Origin of the sequence: Citrobacter amalonaticus (assembly GCF_037053465.1) — a bacterium.
Lineage (GTDB): Bacteria > Pseudomonadota > Gammaproteobacteria > Enterobacterales > Enterobacteriaceae > Citrobacter_A > Citrobacter_A amalonaticus_H.
In genome coordinates this window covers 189,851-215,171 of the sequence record NZ_JBALIF010000008.1, presented here as the reverse complement: position 1 = coordinate 215,171, position 25,321 = coordinate 189,851, and the positions used below count along the sequence as shown (strand labels likewise).

Here is a 25,321-nt window from a genome sequence, read left to right as displayed (position 1 = left end):
CAGTAAACGCGAAAACTATCGTACTGGCGAGCGATATAATTGGCGCATATTGTTAAATAGCCGTTGACGAATAACGTCAGTTTCAGCCTGGCGCGTTTTACTCCATACTTAACGCTTCAATAAGAAAAAATTGAGGGAATTATTTTGGCAGGAAGTAGCTTACTGACATTGCTCGATGATATTGCCACGTTGCTGGACGATGTTTCGATGATGGGAAAACTGGCCGCGAAAAAAACCGCTGGCGTGCTGGGTGACGATCTGTCGCTTAACGCCCAACAGGTGACGGGGGTTCGGGCGAATCGCGAGCTGCCGGTGGTCTGGAGCGTGGCGAAAGGGTCGTTCATCAACAAAGTCATTCTGGTACCGTTAGCGCTGCTTATTAGCGCGTTTATTCCCTGGGCCATTACGCCGCTGTTGATGATAGGGGGCGCATTTCTCTGTTTTGAAGGCGTCGAAAAGGTGCTGCACACTTTCGAGTCCCGCAAACACAAAGAAGACCCTGCCGAGCGTCAACAGCGTCTGGAAGCCCTGGCCGCGCAGGATCCTCTGGCCTTTGAGAAAGATAAAATTAAGGGCGCAGTGCGAACCGATTTTATTCTCTCTGCGGAGATCGTGGCGATAACGCTGGGGATTGTGGCGCAAGCGCCCTTACTTAACCAGGTTCTGGTGCTGTCAGGTGTTGCTCTCGTTGTGACGGTTGGCGTTTATGGCCTGGTCGGGTTGATTGTGAAGCTGGATGACATGGGATACTGGCTGGTAGAGAAAACCAGTGCGCTGGCGCAGGCGTTGGGTAAAGGACTGCTGGTGGTCGCACCGTGGTTGATGAAATTCCTGTCGGTGGTGGGGACGCTGGCCATGTTTCTGGTGGGTGGGGGTATCGTTGTGCATGGCATTGCGCCGCTGCATCATGCCATCGAAACGTTTGCTCAGCAGCAGAGCGTGGTGATTGCTATGATTCTGCCAACGCTGTTGAATCTGGTGCTGGGTTTTATCATCGGCGCCATCGTCGTCAGTCTGGTCAAAGTTGTAGCACGGGTGCGTGGTGTTGCGCACTAAATGTCATCCCGAGTATTACGCAAAACCGGCTAACCTCGTCTAAGGTGAACATGTTTCACTTGATACAGGAGGCAGCATGGTCTTTTTGGTCAGTGAGGAAGTTACCGTGAAAGAGGGTGGACCGCGCATGATTGTTACCGGTTATTCCAGCGGTATGGTGGAATGTCGGTGGTATGATGGGTTTGGCGTCAAGCGAGAGGCATTCCATGAGAATGAACTCGTTTCTGGTGAGGCCAGACGGTTGCGTGAAGAGATCTAAAAGTTCAGCGCCCGGCAGATGTCGGGCGTTTTCTTTTATGAAAAAATGAATGACGGCACCCATACGTAACGTACTGAGTTATGCCAGAATTAGGAAAGCAATAATGAGTAGGGAGTGGTCAGCGTGCCGCACGAAACATCGATGGAAAACTGGGGCTGGCTGAAAATGTTAGCGCGCCGATTTGGCCCCGGCCACGTCGTAAACCTCTGCTTTCTGGTCGTCATGATCTTTTCAACCCTGCTGACCTGGCGTGAAGTTGTTGTACTGGAAGATGCTTATATCTCCAGTCAACGCAATCATCTGGAAAATGTTGCCAACGCGCTGGACAAGCAACTGCAGTTCAATGTCGACAAACTGCTTTTTATGCGTAATGGGATGCATGAGGCGCTGGTGACGCCGCTGGGGTTTTCTGCCTTAAGAGATGCCGTCACGCATTTTGAGCAATTGCGCGATTCGCGCGTCTGGCAGCTTGAGCTGGATAAGCGAAGAACGTTGCCGCTGAACGGCGTATCCGACGAGTTTGTGAACCAAACCCAGGTGCTCTCCCGTGAGAGCGACTCACTGGATAACGAATTGACCGCCGCGCTGGAAGTCGGGTATTTGATGCGTCTGGCGCAAACGCAGACCTCTATGTCACAGCAAGTGATGTACGTGTCGCGTGCCGGCTTTTACCTTTCCACCCAACCCACGCAACGCTCCAGCGAGATTACCTCCCGCTACTACGACTACGTTATACAACCCTGGTTTACCGGGCAGTCGCAACGCCAGAACCGCATGCGCGGCGTGCGCTGGTTTACCACGATGTCGCCGCAGCCTGGCGAAGACCAGCAGCGCGTCACCGTCAGTGTGCCGCTGGATAACAACCACTACTGGTCCGGTGTGCTGGCCATGACAATCCCTGTCGCCTCGATAGAGCGATTCATGGAGGATGCCATTGATAAGAATGTGGAAGGTGAATACCAGCTCTACGACAGCAAACTGAAGATGATAGCCGCTTCAACTCAGGCACTACGAAATACGAACATTTTCGACGAGCGCGAGCAGGCGCTGCTTGCGCATGACATTGAACAGGATACCTATGGCGGCTTGCGTATGGGTAGCCGTTACGTTAGCTGGGCGCGACTGGACCACTTCGATGGTGTTCTGGTGCGAGTGCATACCTTAAGTGAAGGCGTACAGGGGGATTTCGGCAGCATCAGCATCGCGCTGGCGCTGCTATGGGTGCTGTTTACGGCGATGCTGATCATCTCCTGGATTGTCATTCGCCATATGGTCAGCAATATGTTTGTTATGCAAAGCTCGCTCCAGTGGCAGGCATGGCACGATACGTTGACCCGGTTATATAACCGTGGCGCGCTGTTTGAAAAAGCCCGACAACTGGCACTGCGCTGCCGCGCGCAAAAACAACCGCTGTCGGTCATTCAAATCGATCTCGACCATTTCAAAAGCATTAACGATCGCTTTGGTCACCAGGCCGGAGATCGCGTCCTGACGCATGCGGCGGGACTCATCAGCGGTACGCTGCGAACTTATGATGTGGCGGGACGCGTAGGAGGAGAGGAGTTCTGCGTGGTGCTACCGGAAACCTCGCTGGCCCAGGCCGAACGCATTGCTGAACGGATCCGACAGCGATTGAATGAAAAAGAGATCCTGGTGGCGAAAAGCACAACCATACGGATCAGCGCCTCGCTCGGTGTCAGTGGCTCGCAGGAAACCGACGATTACGATTTCGAACACCTCCAGTCACTGGCGGACGGCAGGCTCTATCTGGCAAAACAGGCAGGGCGTAACCGGGTATGCGTAGCGGATCAGGTATAAGGTGGTGGGAAAAGGTGCGTCATGCCTTCACGCCAGCCTTCGGGGCCTTCATGTTGCGTGCGGTAAACCTGCGGAGTCTCTCCACCGCGCAGAATCACGCCTTCCCGGTTCAGTCCTTTGACAATGATGGCATAATCCATTGCCTCCAGCAGCGGCGCGTCATTCGGGCCATCGCCGAGGCCAACGGTGACGGGCCGTCTTTTCCACTGTCGCTGATACCGGTCAATCAACCCGTTCGCCGCATGATCTTTCCCCGCTGAACTCTCCAGAACGTGCCAGAACCGGGCACCGTGAACAAACTGCAGTCCCACGTCGTCCAACTGTCGGCTAAACTCCGCCATGCGCTCGTCGCTGTCACGCCAGATAAGGGTGACCGACGCTTCATGCAGGCGCGTCAGGCTGGCCTGAGCATGCGTCAATCCGGTCCATTCGGCGATGGCTGACTCATCGACATCATCAAAGGTAGTGAATTTAAACTGCGCTCTTTCGCGCAGTTTATTTAGCACAGCGCTAATTTCGTCATGGGAAGCGCCCGTTATCAGTCGTGGAAAATCAGGATGAGCGTGCCAGCGGCTGTCCAGCTCAATCACCGCGCCGTTTTCCGCAATGAGCGGTAAGCCTTGCAAACCGAGCTGCTTCTGGATCTGCAGCATTTCTGCCGCCGTTTTGCTGCTTGAGAGGATAACGGGAACGCCTTTCTCACGCAGACGCGCGAGCCAGGCGGCGGCGGGTTGCCAGTCATAGGTGTGACTATCCAGCAACGTGCCATCCAGATCGGTAAAAATCAGCAGAGGATCATCAAGTGAAAGCATGTTTTTTTTCCGTTATCTGAAACACCACACACCCTGGAAAAATCCTAAAACCAACGATGTTCGCAGGAGGCGGAAAGGGAATCGATCCCGTCAAAGTGAGCATCGATGGCTCGTTGCTCACAACCATTAACAGGATTAATCATTCATCAAAAAAATATTTGCTTGTCATGCAAAATAATTGCAGATAAGGTTGATGACACATCAGATTTCCTGGTGTAACGAATTTTCAAGTGCTTCTTGCATAAGCAAGTTTGATCCCGACCCGTCAGGGCCGGGATTTTTTTCGTCCCGCTCAACGATTAATTTCCGTTACGCTAAAGTCATGAATATCCAGTTCAAACGCTTCGGCTAATTCATGCCATGTATGGTATTCGCGTCCATCCACGCTGACTTTGTCAGGATCGTTTCCACTACGATGAATTTCGCTTTCACTGATTTCATTGATCGCAGCCAGCAGCGCGTCAACGTCGACGCTGACTTCGCGTTTCGCGGTTTCGCTGTAGTCTTTTGCGGTCTTCATCATTAACCTCTCCATCAAACGTGTTACAGACTAAGTATAGACCGTTGAGAAAACCCGCAATCGAGTCGGGTGGTCGCTGTCAGGCTGCGTTTTTTGTTCTACACTGGCACAAAGCCACAGGAGGATAATGATGAAGGTGAATGATCGGGTCACAGTCAAAACGGACGGCGGTCCTCGTCGTCCAGGCGTGGTACTGGCAGTAGAAGAGTTTAGTGAAGGCACAATGTACCTGGTTTCGCTGGAAGACTACCCGCTCGGCATTTGGTTCTTCAATGAGTCAGGGCATCAGGATGGTATTTTTGTGGAAAAGATAGAGTAGGGTTGCGACGGACGGTATAAACCCGGCTGGTGGGACATCCACCAGTCGGGACGTCTCATCGCATGTTAACAAATATCCCGTTCGTCACATTGTCGGTCAGCCTGACGACATGATAGATAACCTGTTTGTTATGCGTCTTTATCTTTCGTTTTATATTCCCCTTATGGGATGACACCGTTTTAGCCTTAATATTCATTTGATCCGAAATCTGAATAGTCCCCTGGCCTTCCATCCACATGCGCAGCATACTCGATTCGGTTCGGCTTAATGATAACGTTGGTAAATTTATTACACTTGCAGCATCTGTCTCTTTTTTCAGAATATCGCCAAGGAGCTCGTCCAGTGATTCAGGTTTTATTGATTTAGAACTGATCAATAAATTTTTTCTGACTAATAAATATTCATCAAAATGAACATTGGCAATTGCCATAAAAACAATAAATAACGTGTTGGGATGCTGATTAATGATTTGCTTTATATGCTGACTGTTGGCTGGATCATGGATAAAACAGTCCTCATTAATAAACACCACAGAAGGCTGGTGCGTAACACAAGCGATATCGAGTTCATCAACGCTTTCGATATTGTTGATTTCCCTTTTTTTCACCCCTCGGCTTACCAGATACCCGGTTAAACCTAGCCGGGTGTAACTGCACAAATCCATAATAATCGTTGACATGGCTTACCCTCACTCAATGCGTAACGATAATTCCCCTTACCTGAATATCTCATCACAACTAAAAGGGACATAATGCTTCACCTAATGAGACGCGTTTGCGGTTTTTCAGGCGGACTTACTATCCCGTAAAGTTACGTATAATTTGCCTGGAATTGTCTTAAAGTAAAGTAAATGTTGTGTTATGTGAGTGAGATAAAAACAAATAAAGCACGCCGGCGTTATCCTGGTAGATGTTTTTACTGAACGACTTTAGGATAATCCTTAGAATAACAGGGTAAATATTATGGACTATTATTGACGGGCAATTCGCTAACGATATCGGCTAATAAATTGAAAATTTCGCTAAATAGATGTTCACAGAAAGGGGCAATCAATGGCATTAATGCCGCAATTAACGATATCCCTACCGTCAGCGTTAAAGGGAAACCAATAACAAATACTGATAGCTGAGGGGCCATTCGATTCAATAATCCTAGCGCCAGGTTCAGCGTTAACAGCATAGTGATCACCGGCAGCGCCAGCATCAACCCGTTAAGGAAGATAAGACTTCCCGCTCTGGCAAGGGCCAGAAACGCATTACTGTTCACGGGATCACCGCCGACAGGTAGCGTATGGAAGGTATCGAACAGCAGTGAAATCAGCCACAGGTGGCCGTTAAAGGTTAAGAACAGCAGCATCGCCAGCATATCAATGATTCTGGCAAGAACCGGCATGTTCAGGTGGCTGGCCGGATCGACAAAGGTGGCGAAGGATAATCCCATTTGCAGGCCAATTATTTCACCTGCAGTTCGCACAGCCGCAAAGGCAAACTGCATGGTAAAGCCCAGCGCGATACCTATCAGGATTTGCTGCATCGCCAGCCATACTGCGGCAAATGAAAAAATCGGCACATCTACCGGAGGCAGCGAGGGGGCAATGACGAAAGTAATGATACAGCCCAGCCCAAGTTTGACGCGTTTGGGGACCGTGCGCTCACTGAGAATAGGGGCGGTCGAGATGAGCGCCAGCACGCGCAGCAGCGGCCAAAAGTAGAGGCTCAGCCACTGCAGCCATTGATCGCTGGTCACCTGCAACATAAATCGTCTTATCCGATGATGTACGGCAGATTGGTGAACAGCGTGCGCACATAATCCAGCAGCAAATTCAGCATCCACGGACCGGCAACGATGATCGCCATAAACACCGCCACAATTTTGGGAATAAACGACAGCGTCATTTCATTAATTTGCGTAGCGGCCTGCAAAATACTGATGATAAGGCCAGTCACCAAAGCAACCAGCAGCAGAGGGGCGGCAAGCGCAAGGGCGACTTTCATCGCCTCTGTGCCAATCATCATCACCGATTCGGGGGTCATTGTTCGCCTCTAACTGTAGAAACTTTGCGCAAGTGAACCCACTAAAAGCTGCCAGCCGTCAACCAGCACAAACAGCATCAGTTTAAACGGTAGCGCAATGGTGGCTGGTGGAACCATCATCATCCCCAGCGCCATCAGCACGCTGGCGATCACGAGATCGATAATCAGGAAAGGAATGAAGATCGTAAAACCTATCTGGAACGCGGTTTTTAGCTCGCTGGTCACATAGGCTGGCAGCAGAATGCGCATAGGTACGGCTTCCGGCCCCTGCAGCGGGCCGCTATTCGCCAGGCGGGCAAACAACGCCAGATCGGCTTCACGCGTCTGGCGCAGCATAAATTCCCGCAGCGGCTGCGCACCCTTATCCAGCGCTTCCTGCATTGAAATCTTTTCTTCGCTGAACGGTTGATACGCCTCGACATAGATCTTATCGATGACCGGCGACATGATGAAAAAGGTTAAAAACAGCGCCAGTCCCAGCAGTACCTGATTTGGCGGGGCGGACGGCGTGCCGAGCGCGTTGCGCAGCAGACCAAAGACGATGATGATGCGGGTAAAACTGGTCATCATCAGCAAGATAGCCGGAATAAAGGTCAGCGAGGTGATAAACACCAGTGTCTGAACGGGAAGTGACCAGCTTTGTCCGCCGCCAGGCAGCGGCTGGCTCACGAGACCGGGAAGTTGCGCCAGCGCGGCAGGGCTGATAAGCCACAACGCGGCGAGCGAAAGGGATAACATACGGCGCATCAGGATCTCCCGGAACGCTTAAGCAAACTCTTCATAATGGCCTGAAAATCCGCCGGTGCTGACGGCGTCTCTTCAGGCACAATCTGGGCCGGGGGGAGGGTGTGCAGCACATTGATATTTGACGCTGTCACGCCGAGCACCAGGCGAGCATCCTCGACATCAACGATTACCACGCGTTCGCGCGGACCCAGCGAAGTACTGGCGGAGACGTTCAATCCACGCGCACGGCCACCTTTTGGCGCAAAACCCAGACGTTTGATGACCCAGGCTGCCGCGAGAATCAGCAGGATTATCCCCAGCAGCGCGCCGCTGACCTGCATCAAAGGTGAGCCAGGGACGGCAGACGGCTGTTGAACAGTGGCCTGGGTTTTCATCATTAACGGCTCAGACGGCGCATACGCTCGGACGGGGTAATGATGTCGGTAATACGCACACCGTATTTATCCGCTACCACCACCACTTCGCCCTGGGCGATTAAATAACCATTGATCAGGATATCCAGCGGCTCACCCGCCAGACCGTCCAGCGCAACGACGGAGCCCTGTGTCAGGCGCAGCAGCTCTTTAATCGTCATGCGCGTACGGCCCAACTCGACGGTCAGTTTGACCGGAATATCCATGATCAGGTCGATGTCCTGCAGGGTGCCGCTCACGTCACCACCGCCAAGCTGCTGGAAAACGGCATCGGCAGCGCTTTTCGCCGGGGTAGTTTTTTGTTCGTTCAACGCGTCAGCCCACAGATCGTCCAATGCGCCGGTGTTCTCATCAGACGGATTATTTATGTCACTCATTTGGGCTGTTCCTCATTCAGCGAATTCAAAATCGGGTTAATCAAATGTTCTACGCGTAAGGCATACTGACCATTAACCGTGCCGTATTGGCTGGTCAGTACAGGTACACCGTCCACATGAGCAATAATGCGGTCTGGTTTTTCAATCGGCAGCACATCGCCGGGTTGTAACTTCAATATCTGGGAAAGGCGCAACGGAATATCGGCAAAATTCGCCACCAGCTCCAGCTCGGAATGCTGAACCTGACGCACCAGATTGTCGCGCCAGTTCTGATCCTCATGGCGCGAGTTCTCCAGCGGCGGATTGACCAGCAGCTCACGCAGCGGCTCAATCATGCTGAACGGCAGACATATGTTGAATTCGCCGGTCAGGTTGCCAATCTCCACGTGGAAAGGGGTATTGACCACAATGTCGTTCGGCGAGGTGGTGATGTTGGTGAACTTCACCTGCATCTCGGAACGCACATACTCCACTTCCAGTGGGTGGATAGCTTTCCACGCGTCGCTATAGCCTTCCAGCGCCAGTTTCAGCATGCGGTTAATCACGCGTTGCTCGGTGTGCGTAAATTCGCGGCCTTCCACTTTGGTTGGAAAACGACCGTCACCGCCAAACAGGTTATCAACGGCGATAAACACCAGACTTGGCGAGAACACCACCAGCCCTGTGCCGCGCAGCGGCTTCAGATGGATCAGGTTCAGGTTGGTCGGCACCGGCAGGTTACGGGCAAATTCGTGATACGGCTGAATGCGTATCGCGCCCACGGTGATGTCCGGGCTACGGCGCAGCAGGTTGAACAGCCCCATACGGAACTGACGCGCAAAACGCTCGTTGATGATCTCCAGCGCCTGCAAACGTTCACGCACCACGCGACGCTGGGTGTTGGGATCGTACGGGCGAATGTCACTTTCGTCCGCGATGCCGGGAGTCGGCTCGTCTTTAGTCTCGCTGTCACCGTTTAACAGCGCATCGATTTCAGCCTGAGAGAGAATGCTATCGCCCATGTCTTTACCGCAGAATGAAAGCTGTATACAGCACGTCAGTGACGTCCTGCTTAGGTTGTCCGGCAACGAGCGGAGGAGAAAGCGTCTCTTTAATTGCCACGATCAGTTTTTGCTTACCTTCTTCGGTCGACAGTACTGCGGCGTCCTGACGAGAGAACAGCAACAGCAAACGGCTACGGACCTCCGGCAGGTAGTCATTCAGGCGTGCGCGAGTCGCCTCATCCTTCAGACGCAACGTTACGCCGATATACAGTACGCGATCCGCATCGCCCAGATTGACGGTAAAGGTATCCAGCGGGAAGAACACCGGCGCGGGCGGTGGCGGCGGCTGCTCGCTGGCGGCCGAGGTTGGGTGCTGCTGCATACGCCAGTAGCTATAGCCTGCGGTGGCGCAGGCGGCGAGGGTAATGATTACCAGCAGTGGGATCCAAATTGAGCGTTTGCTCTTTTTGCTAATCGCGGAATCAGTCATCTGATACGGGCTTCCTGTTTCGGTACAGCTTATGGGCTGATTATCCCGTGTCCTGACCACGGCAAAGCGTGGAAAAGACGGGGATAATCGTGCTACCTCTGGCGTTAGGCGAAGATATCGACGCCGCCGTTACCGCGAGCGACAGACTGGAGCGAAGCGGGAACCGCCAGTTCACTTTCATCTTCAGCGGCGCGCAGATCCTGTCCCTGCATACGCGCTGAGTGCTGCTGCTGGGAAGAGGACTGCTGCTGTCCGGCAAAACTTTCGTTGCTGATACTGCTTTGACCCAGTTGAATACCGCTTTCCGCCAGTTGGGTGCGCAGTACCGGCAGGGCCGCCTCCAGCGCAGCGCGTACATGGCTATGGGCTGAGACCATTTGCAACTGTGCCTGGTTATCATCAAGTTTAAGCGAGATTTGCACCTGGCCGAGCTCTTCCGGATGCAAACGCAGTTCTGCGCTCTGCTGGCCCTGACGGGTAAACAGCGTAATATGCTGACTCAGCGACTGCTGCCACTCATGACTGCCCAGCGGCGCGCTCAGAACCGGCGCGGCGCTGGTGGGCGGCGGCTGTGAGGCGGAATGCGTGGCCGTGGTCATCGCGATGCCTGGCGTCACGGGGGAAGGGGGACTGTCGATCTCCGCGTTGGCGGCAGCGGTGGCCACCACAGGCGTAGTGACCGCCTGACCTTTAGCACTTTCCACAGCGATTACCGGCATCGCGCTGTCTGTTTTGCTCTTTTTTGCATCGTCACGGGTCAACGGACTGGTCGCATCCTGCGCGAGTGAACGGGGAGCGGCGCTCAGCGCACTTACTTTTTCACCGGGGGGCACCGGCGGTGTCGTGAGTCCCGGTTGACCCGGAAGCATCGCAAACAGCGCGCTCAGGTTGGCGAGATCGTCATCGCTGAGCGCGGATTTTTCATCTTCTTTTTGCACGGCGTGACTCAGGGCCGACAGCGCGCTGTTTTTCTGCGCGGGCGTCAGGGCAGACAGCAACGTTTGTGCATCGCTTAGCCCTTTTTGTATGTCGGCAGATTGCCCGTCTTTGGCAGCGAGCAGATCGGCAAGCTTCACGGCATGGGGTGTCTCACCGTCCTGTGGCAGTAATCCTTTTTGTAGTTTGCTACTGGCGGCCTGTAAATCAGCCAGGGTCAGCGGCGCCGCTTTACCCTGGGCGTCGCCTGCGCCTAACGCGCCAGCCAGCAACGCCAGGAAATCTCCGGCGGGATCCGCCGTTTTCCCGGAGGGTGAGCCAGAGATAAGGTCGGTGTCGGTTGTGACCTGTTGTGGCAAGGTGATCATTCAGGTTTCCTCATTGCTGCACGCTGAGCAAATTCATCCATCTTTTTCTGATCCAGGCGGTTTTCAGCCAGTAAAGCCGCCGCGTTTTGCCTGTCTTGTAAGGTTTGCCAGGCCTGAAGCCGCTGCTTCTTTTCGCGCCAGGCGTTCAGCGCCACATCCACTTTTTGCGTCCACTGCGTTAACAGTTGGCGATGCTGTTCAACGGCTTTTTCCAGCGTCTGAATAAATTGCTGGTAGTTAATCCAGCGATTACTGGCAATCCCCTGACTCATATCGTTGTTGAGGTTGTCGCGGTATTCGTTCTGGTAGTCGATCAGCATCTTTAACTGCTCTTCTGCCTGTTGGAAACCCCGACGCATTTCACCTAACAGCAGCGCTGCATCGTCTACCTCTTTTTCGGCGAGATCTTTGAGTGTTGCCAGTGCGCCATGTTCTGCCATGATCCTTACCCTCCTGCTTCATCACACCGTCGGGAAAATCAGATCGAGCGCGGTGAGAGAGTCTTCCCAGTCCGCGCGTTCGAAAATACCTTGCTGGAGAAACGCCTCCAGTTGCGGCCACAGCGCGATGGCTTTATCAAGCATGGGATCGCTGCCCTTCGCGTATGCGCCAACGCTGACCAGATCGCGGTTACGCTGAAAACTCGACAGCAACTGCTTGAACTGACGCACTTTGGCATAGTGTTGTTCCGTTATTAGCGCCGTCATCGCCCGGCTGATCGACGCTTCAATGTCGATGGCGGGATAGTGTCCGGCTTCTGCCAGACGACGTGACAGGACAATGTGGCCGTCAAGAATGGCGCGCGCCGAGTCGGCAATGGGGTCTTGCTGGTCGTCGCCTTCGGTGAGCACCGTATAAAACGCGGTAATTGAGCCGCCGCCGTGGATCCCGTTTCCCGCACGTTCAACCAGCGCGGGCAGTTTGGCGAACACCGATGGCGGATAGCCTTTGGTGGCCGGTGGTTCACCGATCGCCAGGGCGATTTCGCGCTGGGCCATCGCATAGCGCGTCAGAGAATCCATGATCAGCAGTACGTGCTGACCGCGATCGCGAAAGTCTTCTGCGATACGGGTGGCGTAAGCGGCACCCTGCATGCGCAGTAACGGGGATACATCCGCAGGCGCGGCGATGACCACAGAGCGTGCCCGCCCGTCGGCACCCAGAATGTTTTCGATAAAATCTTTAACTTCGCGCCCACGTTCACCGATCAGTCCGACCACGATGACATCCGCACGGGTATAGCGAGCCATCATGCCAAGCAGCACGCTTTTACCGACGCCGGAACCGGCAAACAGCCCCATACGCTGACCGCGACCGACGGTCAGCAGGGCGTTAATCGGCCGCACGCCGGTATCCAGCACATGCTCAATCGGCGTACGCTGCAACGGGTTAAACGGTTGGGTGATCAGCGCGCCGGTTTCGGTGGTGTCGGGGGAGGGCAGGCCGTCGAGCGGCTTGCCGCTGCCATCGAGCACGCGACCTAAAAGTGCCGGGCCCAGCGGAAGTTGTTTACCGCTTTGCAAGCCTTCACCGGCGATATTTTTGGCATAGACGCGCGCGCCGGGGAGAATGCCTTCCACCTCTTCGAGCGGCATCAGAAACAGACGCTGGCCGTTAAAACCTACCACTTCACTTTCGACTTCGCGGGTTTCGTTCCCCTCCTGGCGTTCAATCACACAGGTTGCACCCAGCGGTAACTGTAACCCGGTAGCCTCAAGAACCAGACCGGTGGCGCGGGTCAGCCGTCCATAGCGACGAACGGCGGGAAGCTGTGCGATTTTGGCTTCGAAGTTATCCAGCGTGGTTAACCAGCGCGTCAAACGTGAGGTCATCAGACGACTCCCGGCGCAGCCAGGCGGCACAGTTCCTGCCAGCGGGTAGCGACGCTGGCGTCCAGATCGCCCTCATCTGCGGAGACCTTACAGCCGCCATGATGCAGGGTAGGATCGCCGCGCAGACGCCAGCCGTGCAGACTGAGAGTCGCTCCCAGCATCTCTTCGACGCGCTGTAAATCATCCGGATGAACCCGCAGTTGCGGTTTGCCGGTGAACAGAGGTTCCTGCTGTAAAAGCTGCTGGATCTGCTTGATTAACGCCGAGTTATCCACGGCGGGCGTCTGGCCAATGACCTGACGCGCGGCTTCCAGCGCCATCTGCATCAGGCGGGAGGCGATCACGCTATCCAGCGCGTCCAGCGTGTTCTGGAACTCACTGACCAGTTGCTGCATGCGCGCGTGAATCGGTGCCTGCTGGGAACGCGCCTGTGCCTGACCTTGCTCCAGCCCTTGCGCCAGACCTTCCTGATAGCCTTGCTCATGACCGGCCTTTCGCCCTTCTGCAACGCCCGCATGATAACCCTGCTCGTGAGCCTGAATTTTCAACTGCGCGAGCTGCTGTTCAAGCTGCTCTTCCGCGCTCAGTTCTGGTTCATCTGCTTCTGGCTGAGAGGCTGCGTCAGCTTCCAGCGGCACAAATTCAGCCAGCGGCGGGGCGAGATCGTCCGGCGTCCAGATTTTCCACGGCAGTTCGTTAGACATAGGTATCCTCGCCGCTGCCGATTACCATCTCGCCGGTTTCTGCCAGACGACGCACAATAAGCAGAATCGCTTTCTGTTCGTTCTCCACCTGCGACAAACGGACCGGGCCACGGTTGGCGAGGTCGTCGCGCAGAATATCGGCTGCACGTTGCGACATATTGCGCAGGAATTTTTCGCGCAGCGGCTGTTCCGCGCCTTTCAGGGCGATGAGCAGCGATTCGGAATCCACCTCCTGGAGCAAACGCTGGATGCTGCGGTCGTCGACATCCACCAGGTTCTCGAACAGGAACATCTCGTCGATGATTTTTTGCGCCAGCTCGCCGTCGAATTCGCGAACTGCGGTAATGACCGCTTCTTCCTGTTGGGTTTTCATCAGGTTGATAATTTCTGCCGCCGTTCTTACGCCGCCCATTTTGCTGCGTTTGAGGTTCTGACCGTCGAGCAGACCGTTGAGCACTTCGGTCAGTTCTGCCAGCGCGGCAGGCTGTACGCCGCCGAAGGTGGCAATACGCAGCATCACATCGTGGCGCAGGCGCTCGTCGAACAGCGCCAGAATATCGGCCGCCTGGCCGCGTTTGAGATGCACCAGGATTGTCGCAATGATCTGCGGGTGCTCGTCGCGGATAAGATCGGCGGCGCTTTGCGGCTCCATAAAGTTGAGCGTTTCAATCCCGCTGGCGGTATCACGGGTTTCAAGAATATCTTCCAGCAGGCTGGAGGCACGCTCTTCGCCCAGCGCTTTCACCAGCACCGAACGCAGATATTCGTTAGCATTGATGTTAAGCGCGGCAAACTGTTCGGCTTCCTGCTCGAACTCGGCCAGCACGTCGGTTAACTGCTTGTTGGAGATCTGGCGGACGTTCGCCATTGCCGCGCTCAGGGTCTGTACCTCACGCTGGGAGAGGTGTTTGAACACCTCCGCCGCGCGATCTTCGCCAATGGTCATCAGCAGAATGACGCTTTTATCGGTACCGGAAAGGGTATTACTCATGATCGTTATTCATCCACTGGCGAATGACCAGCGCGACGACGCGCGGATCGTTGTCTGACATTTCACGAATGCGCTGGCTCATCACTTCCGCACCGAGACGCTGATTCGCCCGACGCTGCTGAGTTTGCTCATCTTTACTGAGGCGAACTTCAACAGCTTCTTCGGTCTCCTGGCGCAGTTGCGCACGTTCCTGGGCGGCCTTTGCCTCTTCGGCGCGGCGCGTCAACTGCGGACGAACCGCTTTACGCCACAGGAGCCAGGCTACCAACAGTACCAGCAGCCAGCGGCCTGCGGAGATCAGTTGTTCAATGAAAATTTGCTGTTTCCAGAACGGCAGCTCGCCAATGCTGTCATCGGTGGCGCTGAACGGTGAGTTGACGACATTCAGGGTGTCGCCGCGTTTATCAGAGAAGCCCATCGCCTCGCGGGTCAGATCTTCAATCTGTTTCATCTGATCGGCGGTCAGCGGCAGCGGTTTACCGTCCGGCAAGGTTTTGTAATTGACCACGACCGCCACAGATAAGCGCTGCACATCGCCCACGTTCATTTTGGTGTGACGAATGGTTCGGTCGACTTCGTAATTGCTGGTTTCGTTACGCTGAGTGTTGCGCGGACCGGCCGTTGTGCTCGTGGCGGTCTGCTGCTGTGTATTTTGTTGGTTCGTTGGCGGCGTGGTGATCGGCGCGGTATTTGCCGGCGCTGGCTGGTTAGACAGCGCACCCGGTACGCCTCCCGGCAGACCGGAGCCGATTTGCTCACTTTCGTTCACCTGGCGTGAACGCAGTACGGCCTGAGACGCATCGCCATTCGGTCGATACTGCTCTTCTGTCTGCTCTTTATTGGCGAAATCAAGCTGCGCGGTGACCTGCGCATGAACGTTCCCGTTACCAACAATGGGCGACAGAATAGATTCAATACGGCGCTGAACGCGGCCTTCAACATCGGCAGCATATTTGAGCTGTGCGTCGTTCAGGTCACGGCTGCTGGTATTTGACTGGGTGAGCAGATGACCGCCCTGATCGACCAGCGTGACATTACCCGGCGGTAAACCGGCGACCGCACTGGATACCAGATGCACCACTGCGCTTATCTGGCCTTCATCCAGCGCGCGACCGGGTTCCAGATTGACCGTGACAGACGCGGAAGGGGATTTTTGCTCACGCACGAACAGCGAGGGCTTTGGCATTGCCAGATGCACGCGAGCCCGTTTTACCGGGCCGAGCGTTTCGATGGTACGCGCCAGTTCACCTTCCAGCGCCCGCTGGTAGTTGACCTGTTCGCTGAACTGGCTGATGCCGAATTTTTCCTGATCCAACAGCTCAAAGCCCACGGCGCCGCCTTTTGGCAGCCCTTGCTGCGCCAGACGCAGGCGCAGTTCATGCACTTTGTCGGCCGGGACTTCAATCGCGCCGCTGCCTTCAGAGAAGCGGTAAGGGATGTTCATCTGGGTCAGTTGGGTGACAATGGCGCCGCCGTCCTGATCGGAGAGATTGCTGAACAGCGTACGATAATCAGGCGCTTTGGCCCACAGCACCATCGCCACGATAATGGCGACGGCGGCAGAACCTGCAACGATCAGAGGAATTTTGGGATTCGCGCGCAGGCGATTCAGCCACTCGAGAGGTTTAGGTTGGGTTGCAGCCGATGCAGTCGCGTTCATCTCGCACCTCGTGACTGTTGATGGGCGGCTTTATTTGCAAAGTGGAACAAGACTCACTCCCGGGTCAGCAAAATCGAAAAATTGACGGTCTCATTATTTGCGGTTTCGTTTTTTTCTATGCGCGAAAAACCGGGGTTTTATAGCGTTATTTAGCGCCTTTATCTTATTGACAAACTGGTAATCTCTGCTGCGTAAAAAACCATCCAGAGGATTATCATGTCAGCGATACAGGGGATTGAAGGGGTTATCAGCCAGCTCCAGGCCACGGCGATGGGCGCGAGAGCGCAAGAGGCGATGCCACAGCCGACCGTCAGTTTTGCCGGTCAACTTCATGCGGCGCTGGACCGCATCAGTGATACGCAAACGGCAGCACGCGTACAGGCTGAGAAATTTACGCTGGGTGAACCGGGTATTGCGCTCAACGATGTGATGACCGATATGCAAAAAGCCTCAGTCTCAATGCAGATGGGGATTCAGGTGCGCAATAAACTGATGGCCGCGTATCAGGAAGTGATGAGCATGCAGGTGTAGTGGTTATCGCCGGATGATGCTTGCGCTTATCCGGCCTACGTTGCATGCGTCTGTAGGCCGGATAAGGCGTAGCCGCCATCCGGCAACCCATTATTTCTGAATTAAATAACGGATTGTCGGTCCGTCCTGCTGAATATCCAGAACGGTGTAACCGTGGTTGCGCGCATCCAGCGGAATGTTATTAATTGACTGGGGGCAGTCGCTGACCACTTCCAGAATTTCGCCTTTTTTCAGTTGCGGCATCGCCTCCAGCGTCGCAACGGCAGGGTAAGGGCAGGGTTCGCCGACCATATCCAGACGGTAATCAGGAACGATATTTTTCATGCGGATTCCTTAGCAGGGGTCAGCCCGGCGCGACGGAAGAAACGTTTTTCCCAGCCGATGATTAGCATCAGCGCGACAAACAGCAGCAGGTAAGTTACCAGCAGACCGCCCAGCGGACCGAAGGTGTTGAGCAGGTTGATTTTGTCCCAGTTGGTGGCCAGCGCCGGGGCGAAGTCATCCCAGTAGTACGCCAGAATGGTTGAGCCGATGACATTGCCTAATCCCACCCACCAGTAGTGGACCTGGCCTTCCACCGCACGGTACATCCAGCCAGTTTCACATCCGCCTGCGAGCACGATACCAAAACCAAACAGCAGACCGCCGATCACCGCATTGGGGCCAGCCCACATGATTTTGGCTTCCACACCCAACTGAACGTAACTAAAAATACCGATTGCGCTTACCGCCATCCCGAAGATGATGGCCTTTGCCATATGTGTACGCCCGGTGATCCACAGATCGCGAAACGCGGAGGTAAAGCAAATCTGCGCGCGTTCAATCAGCAGACCGAAGCCGACACCAAACAGCATCGCCAGTCCCAGTTTCGGTTGGTTCATGGCGGTGAATAGCGCCCAGCCGATCATCCCGATAAAAACCACCATCCCCAGACGGAAGCGTCGACGCGCCTGTTCAGGCTTTTGCGTCAGTGGTGAAGCGGCGGAGACTTTCTGCATTTTGACCGGAATGCGGAACAGGGGCAGAAGGGTAAAGCGCGCGCCAAACCAGGAACCGATCGCCGTTGCCAGCGCAAAAAACCAGGCGTGGAGAGAGAATTGCGGAATGCCGGTAAAGAAGGCCGCAAGGTTACAGCCCATCGCCAGACGTGCGCCGAAACCGGCGATAATTCCGCCAGTCACCGCCTGCATGATACGTACGCGACTGCGTGGTATCCGCAGTTTGACGTTATTCGCCCACAGCGCTGCCGCAAAACAACCGCCGAACATGCCGAGGATCATCATCCCGTCGATACGGGTGAGCGGCGTGCCTTCCAGATGAATGAGCTTGTAGTAGCCCCAATCTTGCGCATGGACGCCAAACAGTTGCAGGATTTGCCCGCCCCAGCGGGTAAATTCACCCGTGACGGCCCAGAAGGTGCCGGTGATGCCGAAATAGTAAGTGGAGAGAATGCCCGCCGCGATGACTGCGGGAACGGGTGCCCAGAATTTAATTAACCAGGCTTGTTTGAATTGTTGCCATGACATGTGTTTTTGCCTCTGAACTCAGAAGGTGTGAAACAAGAATGCGGATAGTACACCACTCTGCTTTTTTTGCCTGGTACTATTAAGCAGTAATACCGAATGGATCAACGTTCTGTCGTTGTGGTGAAACGCTGGCGGCATCGGGGCTTTAATGCCACAATCCCTTTTTCTTCGCATGCAGGATGAATGATGAAAAAATGTGCAATCATTGGAGCATTACTGACGTTAGCAGGATGCGCCGAAGTGGAAAATTACAATAGTGTGGTCAAAACGCCCGCTCCCGCAGGGCTGGAAGGGTACTGGCAGACCAACGGCCCTCAGCGCCAGCTGGTAAGCCCGGAAGCGATTGCCAGTCTGGTAGTGACCAAAGAGGGCGATACCCTGGACTGCCGCCAGTGGCAGCGGGTGATAGCCTTACCGGGTAAGCTGACGATGCTGTCGGGCGATTTAACCAACGTCACGGTAAAACGCGAGCTTTACGAAATCGATCGTGATGGCAATACGCTGGAATATGATGGTATGACCCTGCAACGCGTGGCGCGCCCCACTGTAGAATGCGCAGCAGCGCTGGAGAAATCCCCGCTGCCAACGCCACTGCCCTGAAACGTTGCCCCGCCAGTGAGAGGCTGTCGGGGCGATGTCTACATCACCTCTTCGATAACCCAGACGCTGACGCTGCCGCCGTTGCAGTAAAAGGTCGCTTCGCCGTTCTCATCAGTGACCACGCTCTCGTCGCGGTTGCCGAGGAAATCTCGCCACGTTTTATTTCCATAGTTTTCACCCAGCGTCAGCGTTTTTTCGCCGTCGTCACCGTTGGATAACACCACCACACAGCCGGGATCTTCGTCCGTACCGCTGCGGCTAAAGGCGATGCAGTTGGGATGATCGAACCAGAGCGTCTGAACACCGTGCGCAAAACGCTGGCGTGCCAGAATGAGTTCATCAAGCTGCTCAATCACCGGCATATCAATGGGGTAGGTTTCTCCGTCGCCGCCGGTATCTTCATAGTGCGCGCCGTAGAGGTCAGGATAGAAAACCGAGGGCACACCGTTTTCCCGCAGCAGGATTAACGCGTACGCCAGCGGTTTAAACCAGGGTTCCACCGGCGCTTCCAGCGCCTGCAACGGCTGCGTATCATGATTGGCGACCAGGGTTACGGCATGAAACGGATCGGCTTCCACTAAGGTTCCGGTGAAGATCTGGCTCATGTCGTAATCACGCCCCTGGCGTGAGGCTTCATGAAAATTGAGTTGCAGAGGCGCATCAAACAGCATAGTTTTGCCCTCCACCTGATCGATATAGGTTTGCAGTTTGTCCACTTCATGGGACCAGTATTCCGCCACGATAAACAGCGGTTTTGGCGCCACCTCCTGCACGTGTTCAATCCACTCTTTGTAAAACCACGCCGGGATATGTTTCACCGCATCAAGGCGAAAACCATCGCACTGGGTCTGTTCCATCACCCAGCGCGCCCAGTATTTAATCTCCTCGGTGACGGCGTGATTACGAAAGTCGATGTTTTCGCCCATCAGATAGTCAAAATTCCCCATTTCGTCATCGACCTGGTCGTTCCAGCCTTCGCCCGTATAGTCGTTGACGATTTTAAAGATGCCGTCTTCGTGGGGATTTTCGATGTGGTCAATACCGCTAAAGCATTTGAAATCCCAGATAAACTGCGAGTATTGCCCGGCGCGGGCGGGGAAGGTGTAGAGCGTCCAGCCTTCGCAGTCGATGATCTCATCATCAATTTGCGTGCGATCGTCTTCATTGACCCGCTGCACGCGAATGGCCTCTTTCTCATCTGCTCCCATTTTGTGATTCACCACCACATCAAGCAGGACCGCGATCTCATTTCTCTTTAGCGCGCCAATCGCAGCCAGTAACTGGACTTTATCGCCATATTTGGTGGCAACGGTGCCTTTCTGGTCAAACTCACCGAGATCAAACAGATCGTAGGAGTCATAGCCGACGGAATAGCCTCCTGATGCGCCTTTATACGCCGGCGGCAACCAGACCATATTGATACCGATATCATTAAGGCCATCCGCACGTTCCGCGACTTCCTGCCATAGCTGGCCGCCGTCCGGGTAATACCAATGGAAGAACTGCAATAAAGTGGGATTTTTCATCTTCCGTGCTCCAGAAGTCGTTGAGAGAACCTCTGGAGTATGGAAGATTTTTTCAGACGTAGCGGGAATTATTGTTGAGACGTGGGGACATCGGGCACCAGCAGCATGCCGGAAAGATTGCTGTAGGTGGAGGTCAGCGTTTTTTGTTGGTTGCCGTTCTGGATAAGCACCTTCAGTTCATCCATCCGAATATTCAGTAATCGTTTCACTTCATTCTCGTTATCAATGATGGTGCGGAGCAATTCTTTGATTTGACTTTGTGTTGAGGGATCGCCTGGTGGATTTGGATCAAGCGCCAGTGACTCGACCAGGCGAATATATTCCATCTCTCCTTCGACCAATTCATCCCATTTACTTTCAGTAGCCAGCCTGAGCATTTGCTGGCTCACAGAACGAAGTTGTAGCCACTGCTGCAAGGATGAAAAGGAAGCGCTCATTATTTTATATCCTGTGCTTTTGAATATGACGGATCAATTTCTTTCCATGCTTCTGAAATATTACTTAACAGGGCATGAACTTCGAGAATGGCGGAGGCGTCATTATGCAAGTTTGCCTGTAATAAACGGCGAGTCATATAGTCATACAGGTTATCGAGGTTATCGCATAATTCCTGATTGACACTGCGATCAAGTCCGGACTGTAAGCCATTAGTGATGATATTAATGGCTTTGGACAGTGCTTTTCCTTTGCCGGGAATATCACCCTGTTCGAGTAAAATCTGCGCTTTTTTTAAGGCGCTGAGTGCGCCATCAAAAAGCATGTTTACCAGTTGATAAGGGGAGGCGCTCATCACGGCGCTCTCCACTTCGATCTGCGCATACGCGCGAATACCTGCACGGCTGTACATGCAAAAATCCTTACGATGAAGACATAGCGGTAAATTGTTGGCTCAAATAACTACCGGTATTATTCAGTTTATTCACCAGCGTATCGAGTTGCGTAAACTGCTTTTTATAACGCTCGATGGTGTTGTTAATGCTGAGGGTCGTGTCATCAATGCGCGTTTTGAGTTTTTTCAGCGAATTATTAATACCGTCCGTCGCACTTTGAACCGCGCCGTCATTGGCCAAAAATTGTTTCAATAGTCCGCTGGTCTGGACGGCAAATCCGGTTTTTTCACCGTCACCGACAAAGAATTCCGTCACGCTGCCCGGTTTGTCATTCAGCGCCTTATCCAGTTTGGTGCTGTCGACGGTCAGTTTACCGTTGACATCCTGGGTGATCCCCATAGAGGAGAGCGTCGCGTAGTCAGAAGGCTGTGCGCTAATGACCATCGAGCGTAAACGCGTCTGGATGTTACGCAACGTGCCGTCACCCATCAGATCGCCATTGCTGGCATCCTGGCTGTCACTGCCCTGGTCGACGGCGGTGTATTTCGTTTGTGAAGCAATTGTCGTCTGCAATGAGTTATAGGCGTCGACAAAAGACTGAATGGCCGCTTTCATCGCCGTGTTATCACGGGTCACGGTGAGCTGTTCAGGCTTGTCGGCTTCTGTTTCTTTCAACAGCGTCAGCGTCAGGCCTTCCGGCGCATCTTTAATCGTATTGCTGCTTCGGGTGATGGTGATATCGTTAATTTTGACCTGGGCGTCAGAGGCCTGGACCGTCTGCTTTAAGCCATTGCCAGATGTCGCTGTCGGGTCATAAGCCAGTTTCTGCTTCAGGGTATCGTCACCGGTGACCGTGACCGTCATCGCGTTGCTCACACCCGTGTCTTTGGATGTCAGTGATAAATAGTAAGAGTCGTCATCTGCTTTAATAATCGTGGCAGTGACGCTGCCATTTTGTTTATTAATGGCGTCACGAATCCCGGTCAGCGAGGTTTGATCGTCTTTTAACGTGACGGTCATGGGTTCTTTCTGGCCCGGCTGGCTAATGGTAATGGTGCGAGAGTCCGAGGTCGTCGTGCCGCCAATTTTATCTTTACTGCTGGTGAACTCTTGCGATGTCAGCGTTTGTGACTGCGCCATTTTGAGCACTTCAATCGAATAATTACCGGCAGGCACGCCACCTTCGACCGTTGCGCTGAAGGCGGTGTTTTTGCTGGTGACCGCCGTGGTGGCGATTTTATCCGCTTTGACTAAAGCATCGGAGGCGGTCTGCACTTTTTGCAGCGCGCTTTTTACCACGCCCCAGGCCGTCAGTTGCGCTTTATAAGAGGTCTGCTGACTGGTTAACGGAGTGAGTCTTTGTTGTTCTGCGGCATTTAATTTATCCAGCAGCGCACTCAGATCCAGATTCGAACCGACGCCAAGAGAGCTAACACTCGCCATTACATTTTCCTTTTGAATAAGAACCAATGGAGAGGGTATCGGCACTTAACGCGAGAAGTTTAGCGAAAAAACAGAAGGGGCAATTGCACAATAAAGAGGCTTTTTAGGAAGGTATTCTGCTTCTCAGCAAAATACGCCAGAGGCGGAATGCCGACTTATTTGAAATTAATCGGGTGATAAAAAGCGGGCAGAAAAAAGAGTGATAAAAATTTCTAAAGGTTCGTTTGAGGCTGTCGATAATCTGGTTAACGGCGCAGGAGCCGTGGGCCAGAGGCCTGAAACTAAACACTTTATGAAGGAAACTCAATTATGGCAGTAATCAATACTAACAGCCTGTCGCTGATGACGCAGACAAACCTGAACAAATCTCAGTCTGCTCTGGGTACCGCTATTGAGCGTTTGTCTTCTGGTCTGCGTATCAACAGCGCTAAAGATGACGCCGCTGGCCAGGCAATCGCCAACCGTTTCACCTCCAACATCAACGGCCTGACCGTTGCTGCACGTAACGCTAACGACGGTATCTCTCTGTCTCAGACCGCTGAAGGCGCGCTGAGCGAAATCAACAACAACCTGCAGCGTGTGCGTGACCTGACCGTTCAGGCGCAGAACAGCTCCAACTCTGCATCCGATATCGACTCCATCCAGTCTGAAGTTAACCAGCGTATGGAAGAGATCAACCGTGTGACCAAGCAAACCGACTTTAACGGTATCAAAATTCTGGATAACCGTGAAGCCACCGCTCAGAGCTATGACTTCCAGGTGGGTTCTAAAGACGGCGAGCAGATCAGCATTCAGATCGGTTCAAGCGCAGGCTGGAACCTGGCGACGGCGGGCGCGGGTGGTACTTCAACCACTACTATTAATGAAAGCACTAACATCACAACGGCTAATGCGGCAAGTAAAGCTGCTTACGATACTAAACTGGCAAAAGTAGCGGATGCTACAGCAGCAGGCGCAAAAGTTACTGCAGCGGCTACAGAGTTAGGTAATTATGCAGCAGCGGCTGCTGGCTCTGATGCTGAGAAAACTGCAGAAACTGCTATTCGTACCGCATTAGGATTAAGCGCTGATGCTGATATCTCAGGTGCATTAGCAAAAGTGAAAACTGGTTACGCAGGAACACCAGTTGCCGCTGATAAAACCGCTGCGGATACTGCATTAGGTGCAGCACAGTTGGTTGATACCAATCTGGCAACCTATGCTGATGCGAAGAAAGCAGGTCTGGCTGCTGCTGAAGCAACGCCAGGCGCAGTCGTTAACGGCAATATGCGTACCGTTGCAGCAAAAGGTTTTGACGTACTGAACGGTACCGTCGACTCTACCGGCGCCACTGACGGCAACCCGCTGGCTGATATCGACGCCGCTATCAAAGCGGTTGATACTCAGCGCAGCATCCTGGGTGCTTCCCAGAACCGTTTCGAGTCTACCATCACTAACCTGAACAACACCGTAAACAACCTGACCGACGCACGTAGCCGTATTCAGGATTCTGACTACGCGACCGAAGTGTCCAACATGTCCCGCGCGCAGATCCTGCAGCAGGCTGGCTCTTCCGTACTGGCTCAGGCCAACCAGGTTCCGCAGACCATGCTGTCCCTGCTGCGTTAATTTACGCTTCCTGCTCAAACCCCGCTACGGCGGGGTTTTTTCACACCCGCTTTACCCGTAACCCCCAAATAACCCCTCATTTCACCCACTATTCACCCGATTAAAACCCCTGCAGAAACGGATAATCATGCCGATAACTCATTTAACGCAGGGCTGTTTATCGTGAATTCACTGTATACCGCTGAAGGTGTAATGGATAAACACTCGCTGTGGCAGCGTTATGTACCGCTGGTGCGTCACGAAGCATTGCGCCTGCAGGTGCGTTTGCCCGCGAGCGTGGAACTGGACGATCTGCTACAGGCGGGCGGTATCGGGTTATTGAATGCAGTTGACCGATATGACGCTCTGCAAGGAACGGCATTTACCACTTACGCAGTGCAGCGTATTCGTGGGGCGATGCTGGATGAACTACGCAGCCGTGACTGGGTGCCGCGTAGCGTCCGGCGTAATGCCCGCGAAGTGGCACAGGCGATGGGGCAACTGGAGCAGGAATTGGGGCGCAACGCGACGGAAACCGAAGTGGCGGAGCGGCTGGCGATTCCTGTCGAAGAGTATCGTCAGATGTTGCTCGATACCAATAACAGCCAACTCTTCTCTTATGACGAGTGGCGGGAAGAGCATGGCGATAGCATCGAGCTGGTGACAGAAGAACACCAGCAGGAAAACCCGTTACAACAGCTCCTTGAGAGCAATTTGCGCCAGCGTGTAATGGAGGCGATTGAAGCCCTTCCGGAACGCGAACAGCTGGTGCTTACGCTCTATTACCAGGAAGAGCTTAATCTCAAAGAGATTGGTGCAGTCCTGGAAGTCGGGGAGTCACGGGTCAGCCAGTTGCACAGTCAGGCCATTAAACGGTTACGCACAAAGCTGGGTAAGTTATAGCGAGCGACGTTGTCGCCGCTGAAAAATGCCGCACAACGAATTGACTACCAGGAGTTC

General features: G+C 53.9%; 30 protein-coding genes. 8 read left to right on the top strand and 22 right to left on the bottom strand.

Annotated features, from left to right (window positions below; all coding sequences use genetic code 11):
* The first annotated feature begins 138 nt into the window (after positions 1-138).
* The 3 genes from WB371_RS15520 to dgcQ all read left to right on the top strand — a co-directional run bounded on the left by WB371_RS15520 (position 139) and on the right by dgcQ (position 3,133).
* Positions 139-1,056, top strand: a complete 918-nt coding sequence (locus WB371_RS15520) for a DUF808 domain-containing protein (protein ID WP_336220971.1) — start codon at positions 139-141, stop codon at positions 1,054-1,056.
* A gap of 76 nt (positions 1,057-1,132) precedes the next feature.
* Positions 1,133-1,315, top strand: coding sequence for a YodC family protein (locus WB371_RS15515; protein WP_336220939.1), 183 nt, complete (start codon positions 1,133-1,135; stop codon positions 1,313-1,315).
* 123 nt (positions 1,316-1,438) lie between these two features.
* Positions 1,439-3,133, top strand: coding sequence for a cellulose biosynthesis regulator diguanylate cyclase DgcQ (gene dgcQ, locus WB371_RS15510; RefSeq protein WP_336220938.1), 1,695 nt, complete (start codon positions 1,439-1,441; stop codon positions 3,131-3,133).
* Here dgcQ and WB371_RS15505 read toward each other — a convergent pair.
* A complete protein-coding gene (locus tag WB371_RS15505) occupies positions 3,124-3,945 on the bottom strand; it encodes a mannosyl-3-phosphoglycerate phosphatase-related protein (protein WP_336220937.1) in 822 nt (273 codons plus the stop codon). The two genes, dgcQ and WB371_RS15505, sit on opposite strands and share 10 nt — an antisense overlap.
* Positions 3,946-4,237: 292 nt before the next feature.
* On the bottom strand, positions 4,238-4,465 hold the full coding sequence (gene yodD, locus WB371_RS15500) for a YodD family peroxide/acid resistance protein (protein ID WP_336220970.1): 228 nt from the start codon (positions 4,463-4,465) through the stop codon (positions 4,238-4,240).
* A gap of 130 nt (positions 4,466-4,595) precedes the next feature.
* Between yodD and dsrB the strand changes: the two genes are divergently transcribed.
* The gene (dsrB, locus tag WB371_RS15495) at positions 4,596-4,784 is read left to right on the top strand and encodes a protein DsrB (protein WP_336220969.1); all 189 of its coding nucleotides are present in this window, start codon (positions 4,596-4,598) and stop codon (positions 4,782-4,784) included.
* Positions 4,785-4,839: 55 nt separating this feature from the next.
* On the opposite strand, the gene rcsA is transcribed toward dsrB, so the two are convergent.
* From rcsA to fliF, 14 genes are all read right to left on the bottom strand, one after another.
* Positions 4,840-5,463 (bottom strand): transcriptional regulator RcsA, encoded by a 624-nt coding sequence (gene rcsA / locus WB371_RS15490; RefSeq protein WP_336220936.1) that lies wholly within the window; start codon positions 5,461-5,463, stop codon positions 4,840-4,842.
* Between the two features lie 281 nt (positions 5,464-5,744).
* Positions 5,745-6,539: a flagellar biosynthetic protein FliR gene (fliR, locus tag WB371_RS15485; protein WP_336220935.1), complete on the bottom strand. Its 795-nt coding sequence runs from the start codon at positions 6,537-6,539 to the stop codon at positions 5,745-5,747.
* An 8-nt stretch (positions 6,540-6,547) separates the two neighbouring features.
* On the bottom strand, positions 6,548-6,817 hold the full coding sequence (gene fliQ / locus WB371_RS15480; RefSeq protein ID WP_336220934.1) for a flagellar biosynthesis protein FliQ: 270 nt from the start codon (positions 6,815-6,817) through the stop codon (positions 6,548-6,550).
* A 9-nt stretch (positions 6,818-6,826) separates the two neighbouring features.
* Positions 6,827-7,564: a flagellar type III secretion system pore protein FliP gene (gene fliP / locus WB371_RS15475; protein WP_336220933.1), complete on the bottom strand. Its 738-nt coding sequence runs from the start codon at positions 7,562-7,564 to the stop codon at positions 6,827-6,829.
* On the bottom strand, positions 7,564-7,941 hold the full coding sequence (fliO, locus tag WB371_RS15470) for a flagellar biosynthetic protein FliO (protein ID WP_336220932.1): 378 nt from the start codon (positions 7,939-7,941) through the stop codon (positions 7,564-7,566). Before fliO ends, fliP begins: the two co-directional genes overlap by 1 nt.
* On the bottom strand, positions 7,941-8,354 hold the full coding sequence (fliN, locus tag WB371_RS15465) for a flagellar motor switch protein FliN (RefSeq protein ID WP_336220931.1): 414 nt from the start codon (positions 8,352-8,354) through the stop codon (positions 7,941-7,943). Before fliN ends, fliO begins: the two co-directional genes overlap by 1 nt.
* Positions 8,351-9,355, bottom strand: coding sequence for a flagellar motor switch protein FliM (gene fliM / locus WB371_RS15460; protein ID WP_336220930.1), 1,005 nt, complete (start codon positions 9,353-9,355; stop codon positions 8,351-8,353). The genes fliN and fliM overlap by 4 nt, the downstream gene beginning before the upstream one ends.
* Positions 9,356-9,359: 4 nt before the next feature.
* Positions 9,360-9,827, bottom strand: a complete 468-nt coding sequence (gene fliL / locus WB371_RS15455; RefSeq protein ID WP_336220929.1) for a flagellar basal body-associated protein FliL — start codon at positions 9,825-9,827, stop codon at positions 9,360-9,362.
* 104 nt (positions 9,828-9,931) lie between these two features.
* Positions 9,932-11,131, bottom strand: coding sequence for a flagellar hook length control protein FliK (gene fliK, locus WB371_RS15450; RefSeq protein WP_336220928.1), 1,200 nt, complete (start codon positions 11,129-11,131; stop codon positions 9,932-9,934).
* A complete protein-coding gene (gene fliJ / locus WB371_RS15445) occupies positions 11,128-11,571 on the bottom strand; it encodes a flagellar export protein FliJ (RefSeq protein ID WP_336220927.1) in 444 nt (147 codons plus the stop codon). The genes fliK and fliJ overlap by 4 nt, the downstream gene beginning before the upstream one ends.
* 21 nt (positions 11,572-11,592) lie before the next feature.
* Positions 11,593-12,963: a flagellar protein export ATPase FliI gene (fliI, locus tag WB371_RS15440; protein WP_336220926.1), complete on the bottom strand. Its 1,371-nt coding sequence runs from the start codon at positions 12,961-12,963 to the stop codon at positions 11,593-11,595.
* The gene (fliH, locus tag WB371_RS15435) at positions 12,963-13,667 is read right to left on the bottom strand and encodes a flagellar assembly protein FliH (protein WP_336220925.1); all 705 of its coding nucleotides are present in this window, start codon (positions 13,665-13,667) and stop codon (positions 12,963-12,965) included. The genes fliI and fliH overlap by 1 nt, the downstream gene beginning before the upstream one ends.
* Positions 13,660-14,658, bottom strand: coding sequence for a flagellar motor switch protein FliG (gene fliG, locus WB371_RS15430; protein WP_336220924.1), 999 nt, complete (start codon positions 14,656-14,658; stop codon positions 13,660-13,662). Before fliG ends, fliH begins: the two co-directional genes overlap by 8 nt.
* Complete coding sequence (fliF, locus tag WB371_RS15425) at positions 14,651-16,318, bottom strand: flagellar basal-body MS-ring/collar protein FliF (protein ID WP_336220923.1); 1,668 nt, start codon at positions 16,316-16,318, stop codon at positions 14,651-14,653. The genes fliG and fliF overlap by 8 nt, the downstream gene beginning before the upstream one ends.
* Positions 16,319-16,534: 216 nt before the next feature.
* Here fliF and fliE point away from each other — a divergent pair, with 216 nt between their 5' ends.
* The gene (fliE, locus tag WB371_RS15420; RefSeq protein WP_336220922.1) at positions 16,535-16,849 is read left to right on the top strand and encodes a flagellar hook-basal body complex protein FliE; all 315 of its coding nucleotides are present in this window, start codon (positions 16,535-16,537) and stop codon (positions 16,847-16,849) included.
* 90 nt (positions 16,850-16,939) lie between these two features.
* On the opposite strand, the gene yedF is transcribed toward fliE, so the two are convergent.
* Complete coding sequence (gene yedF, locus WB371_RS15415) at positions 16,940-17,173, bottom strand: sulfurtransferase-like selenium metabolism protein YedF (RefSeq protein ID WP_000790504.1); 234 nt, start codon at positions 17,171-17,173, stop codon at positions 16,940-16,942.
* Complete coding sequence (gene yedE, locus WB371_RS15410; RefSeq protein WP_336220920.1) at positions 17,170-18,375, bottom strand: selenium metabolism membrane protein YedE/FdhT; 1,206 nt, start codon at positions 18,373-18,375, stop codon at positions 17,170-17,172. Before yedE ends, yedF begins: the two co-directional genes overlap by 4 nt.
* 186 nt (positions 18,376-18,561) lie before the next feature.
* Here yedE and yedD point away from each other — a divergent pair, with 186 nt between their 5' ends.
* Positions 18,562-18,975 (top strand): lipoprotein YedD, encoded by a 414-nt coding sequence (gene yedD, locus WB371_RS15405; RefSeq protein WP_336220968.1) that lies wholly within the window; start codon positions 18,562-18,564, stop codon positions 18,973-18,975.
* A gap of 38 nt (positions 18,976-19,013) precedes the next feature.
* Here the strand turns inward: yedD and amyA are convergent, their stop codons facing one another.
* From amyA to fliD, 4 genes are all read right to left on the bottom strand, one after another.
* On the bottom strand, positions 19,014-20,501 hold the full coding sequence (gene amyA / locus WB371_RS15400; protein WP_336220918.1) for an alpha-amylase: 1,488 nt from the start codon (positions 20,499-20,501) through the stop codon (positions 19,014-19,016).
* Positions 20,502-20,569: 68 nt separating this feature from the next.
* Complete coding sequence (fliT, locus tag WB371_RS15395) at positions 20,570-20,938, bottom strand: flagella biosynthesis regulatory protein FliT (protein WP_336220917.1); 369 nt, start codon at positions 20,936-20,938, stop codon at positions 20,570-20,572.
* Positions 20,938-21,348, bottom strand: a complete 411-nt coding sequence (gene fliS / locus WB371_RS15390) for a flagellar export chaperone FliS (RefSeq protein WP_336220916.1) — start codon at positions 21,346-21,348, stop codon at positions 20,938-20,940. The genes fliT and fliS overlap by 1 nt, the downstream gene beginning before the upstream one ends.
* Positions 21,349-21,358: 10 nt before the next feature.
* Entirely contained in the window at positions 21,359-22,774 is a 1,416-nt protein-coding gene (gene fliD / locus WB371_RS15385) for a flagellar filament capping protein FliD (protein WP_336220914.1), read from the bottom strand.
* Positions 22,775-23,083: 309 nt separating this feature from the next.
* Between fliD and WB371_RS15380 the strand changes: the two genes are divergently transcribed.
* Together WB371_RS15380 and fliA are read left to right on the top strand one after the other, a co-directional pair.
* Complete coding sequence (locus WB371_RS15380; protein WP_336220911.1) at positions 23,084-24,382, top strand: FliC/FljB family flagellin; 1,299 nt, start codon at positions 23,084-23,086, stop codon at positions 24,380-24,382.
* 162 nt (positions 24,383-24,544) lie between these two features.
* Entirely contained in the window at positions 24,545-25,264 is a 720-nt protein-coding gene (gene fliA, locus WB371_RS15375) for an RNA polymerase sigma factor FliA (RefSeq protein ID WP_336220910.1), read from the top strand.
* Positions 25,265-25,321 lie beyond the last annotated feature (57 nt).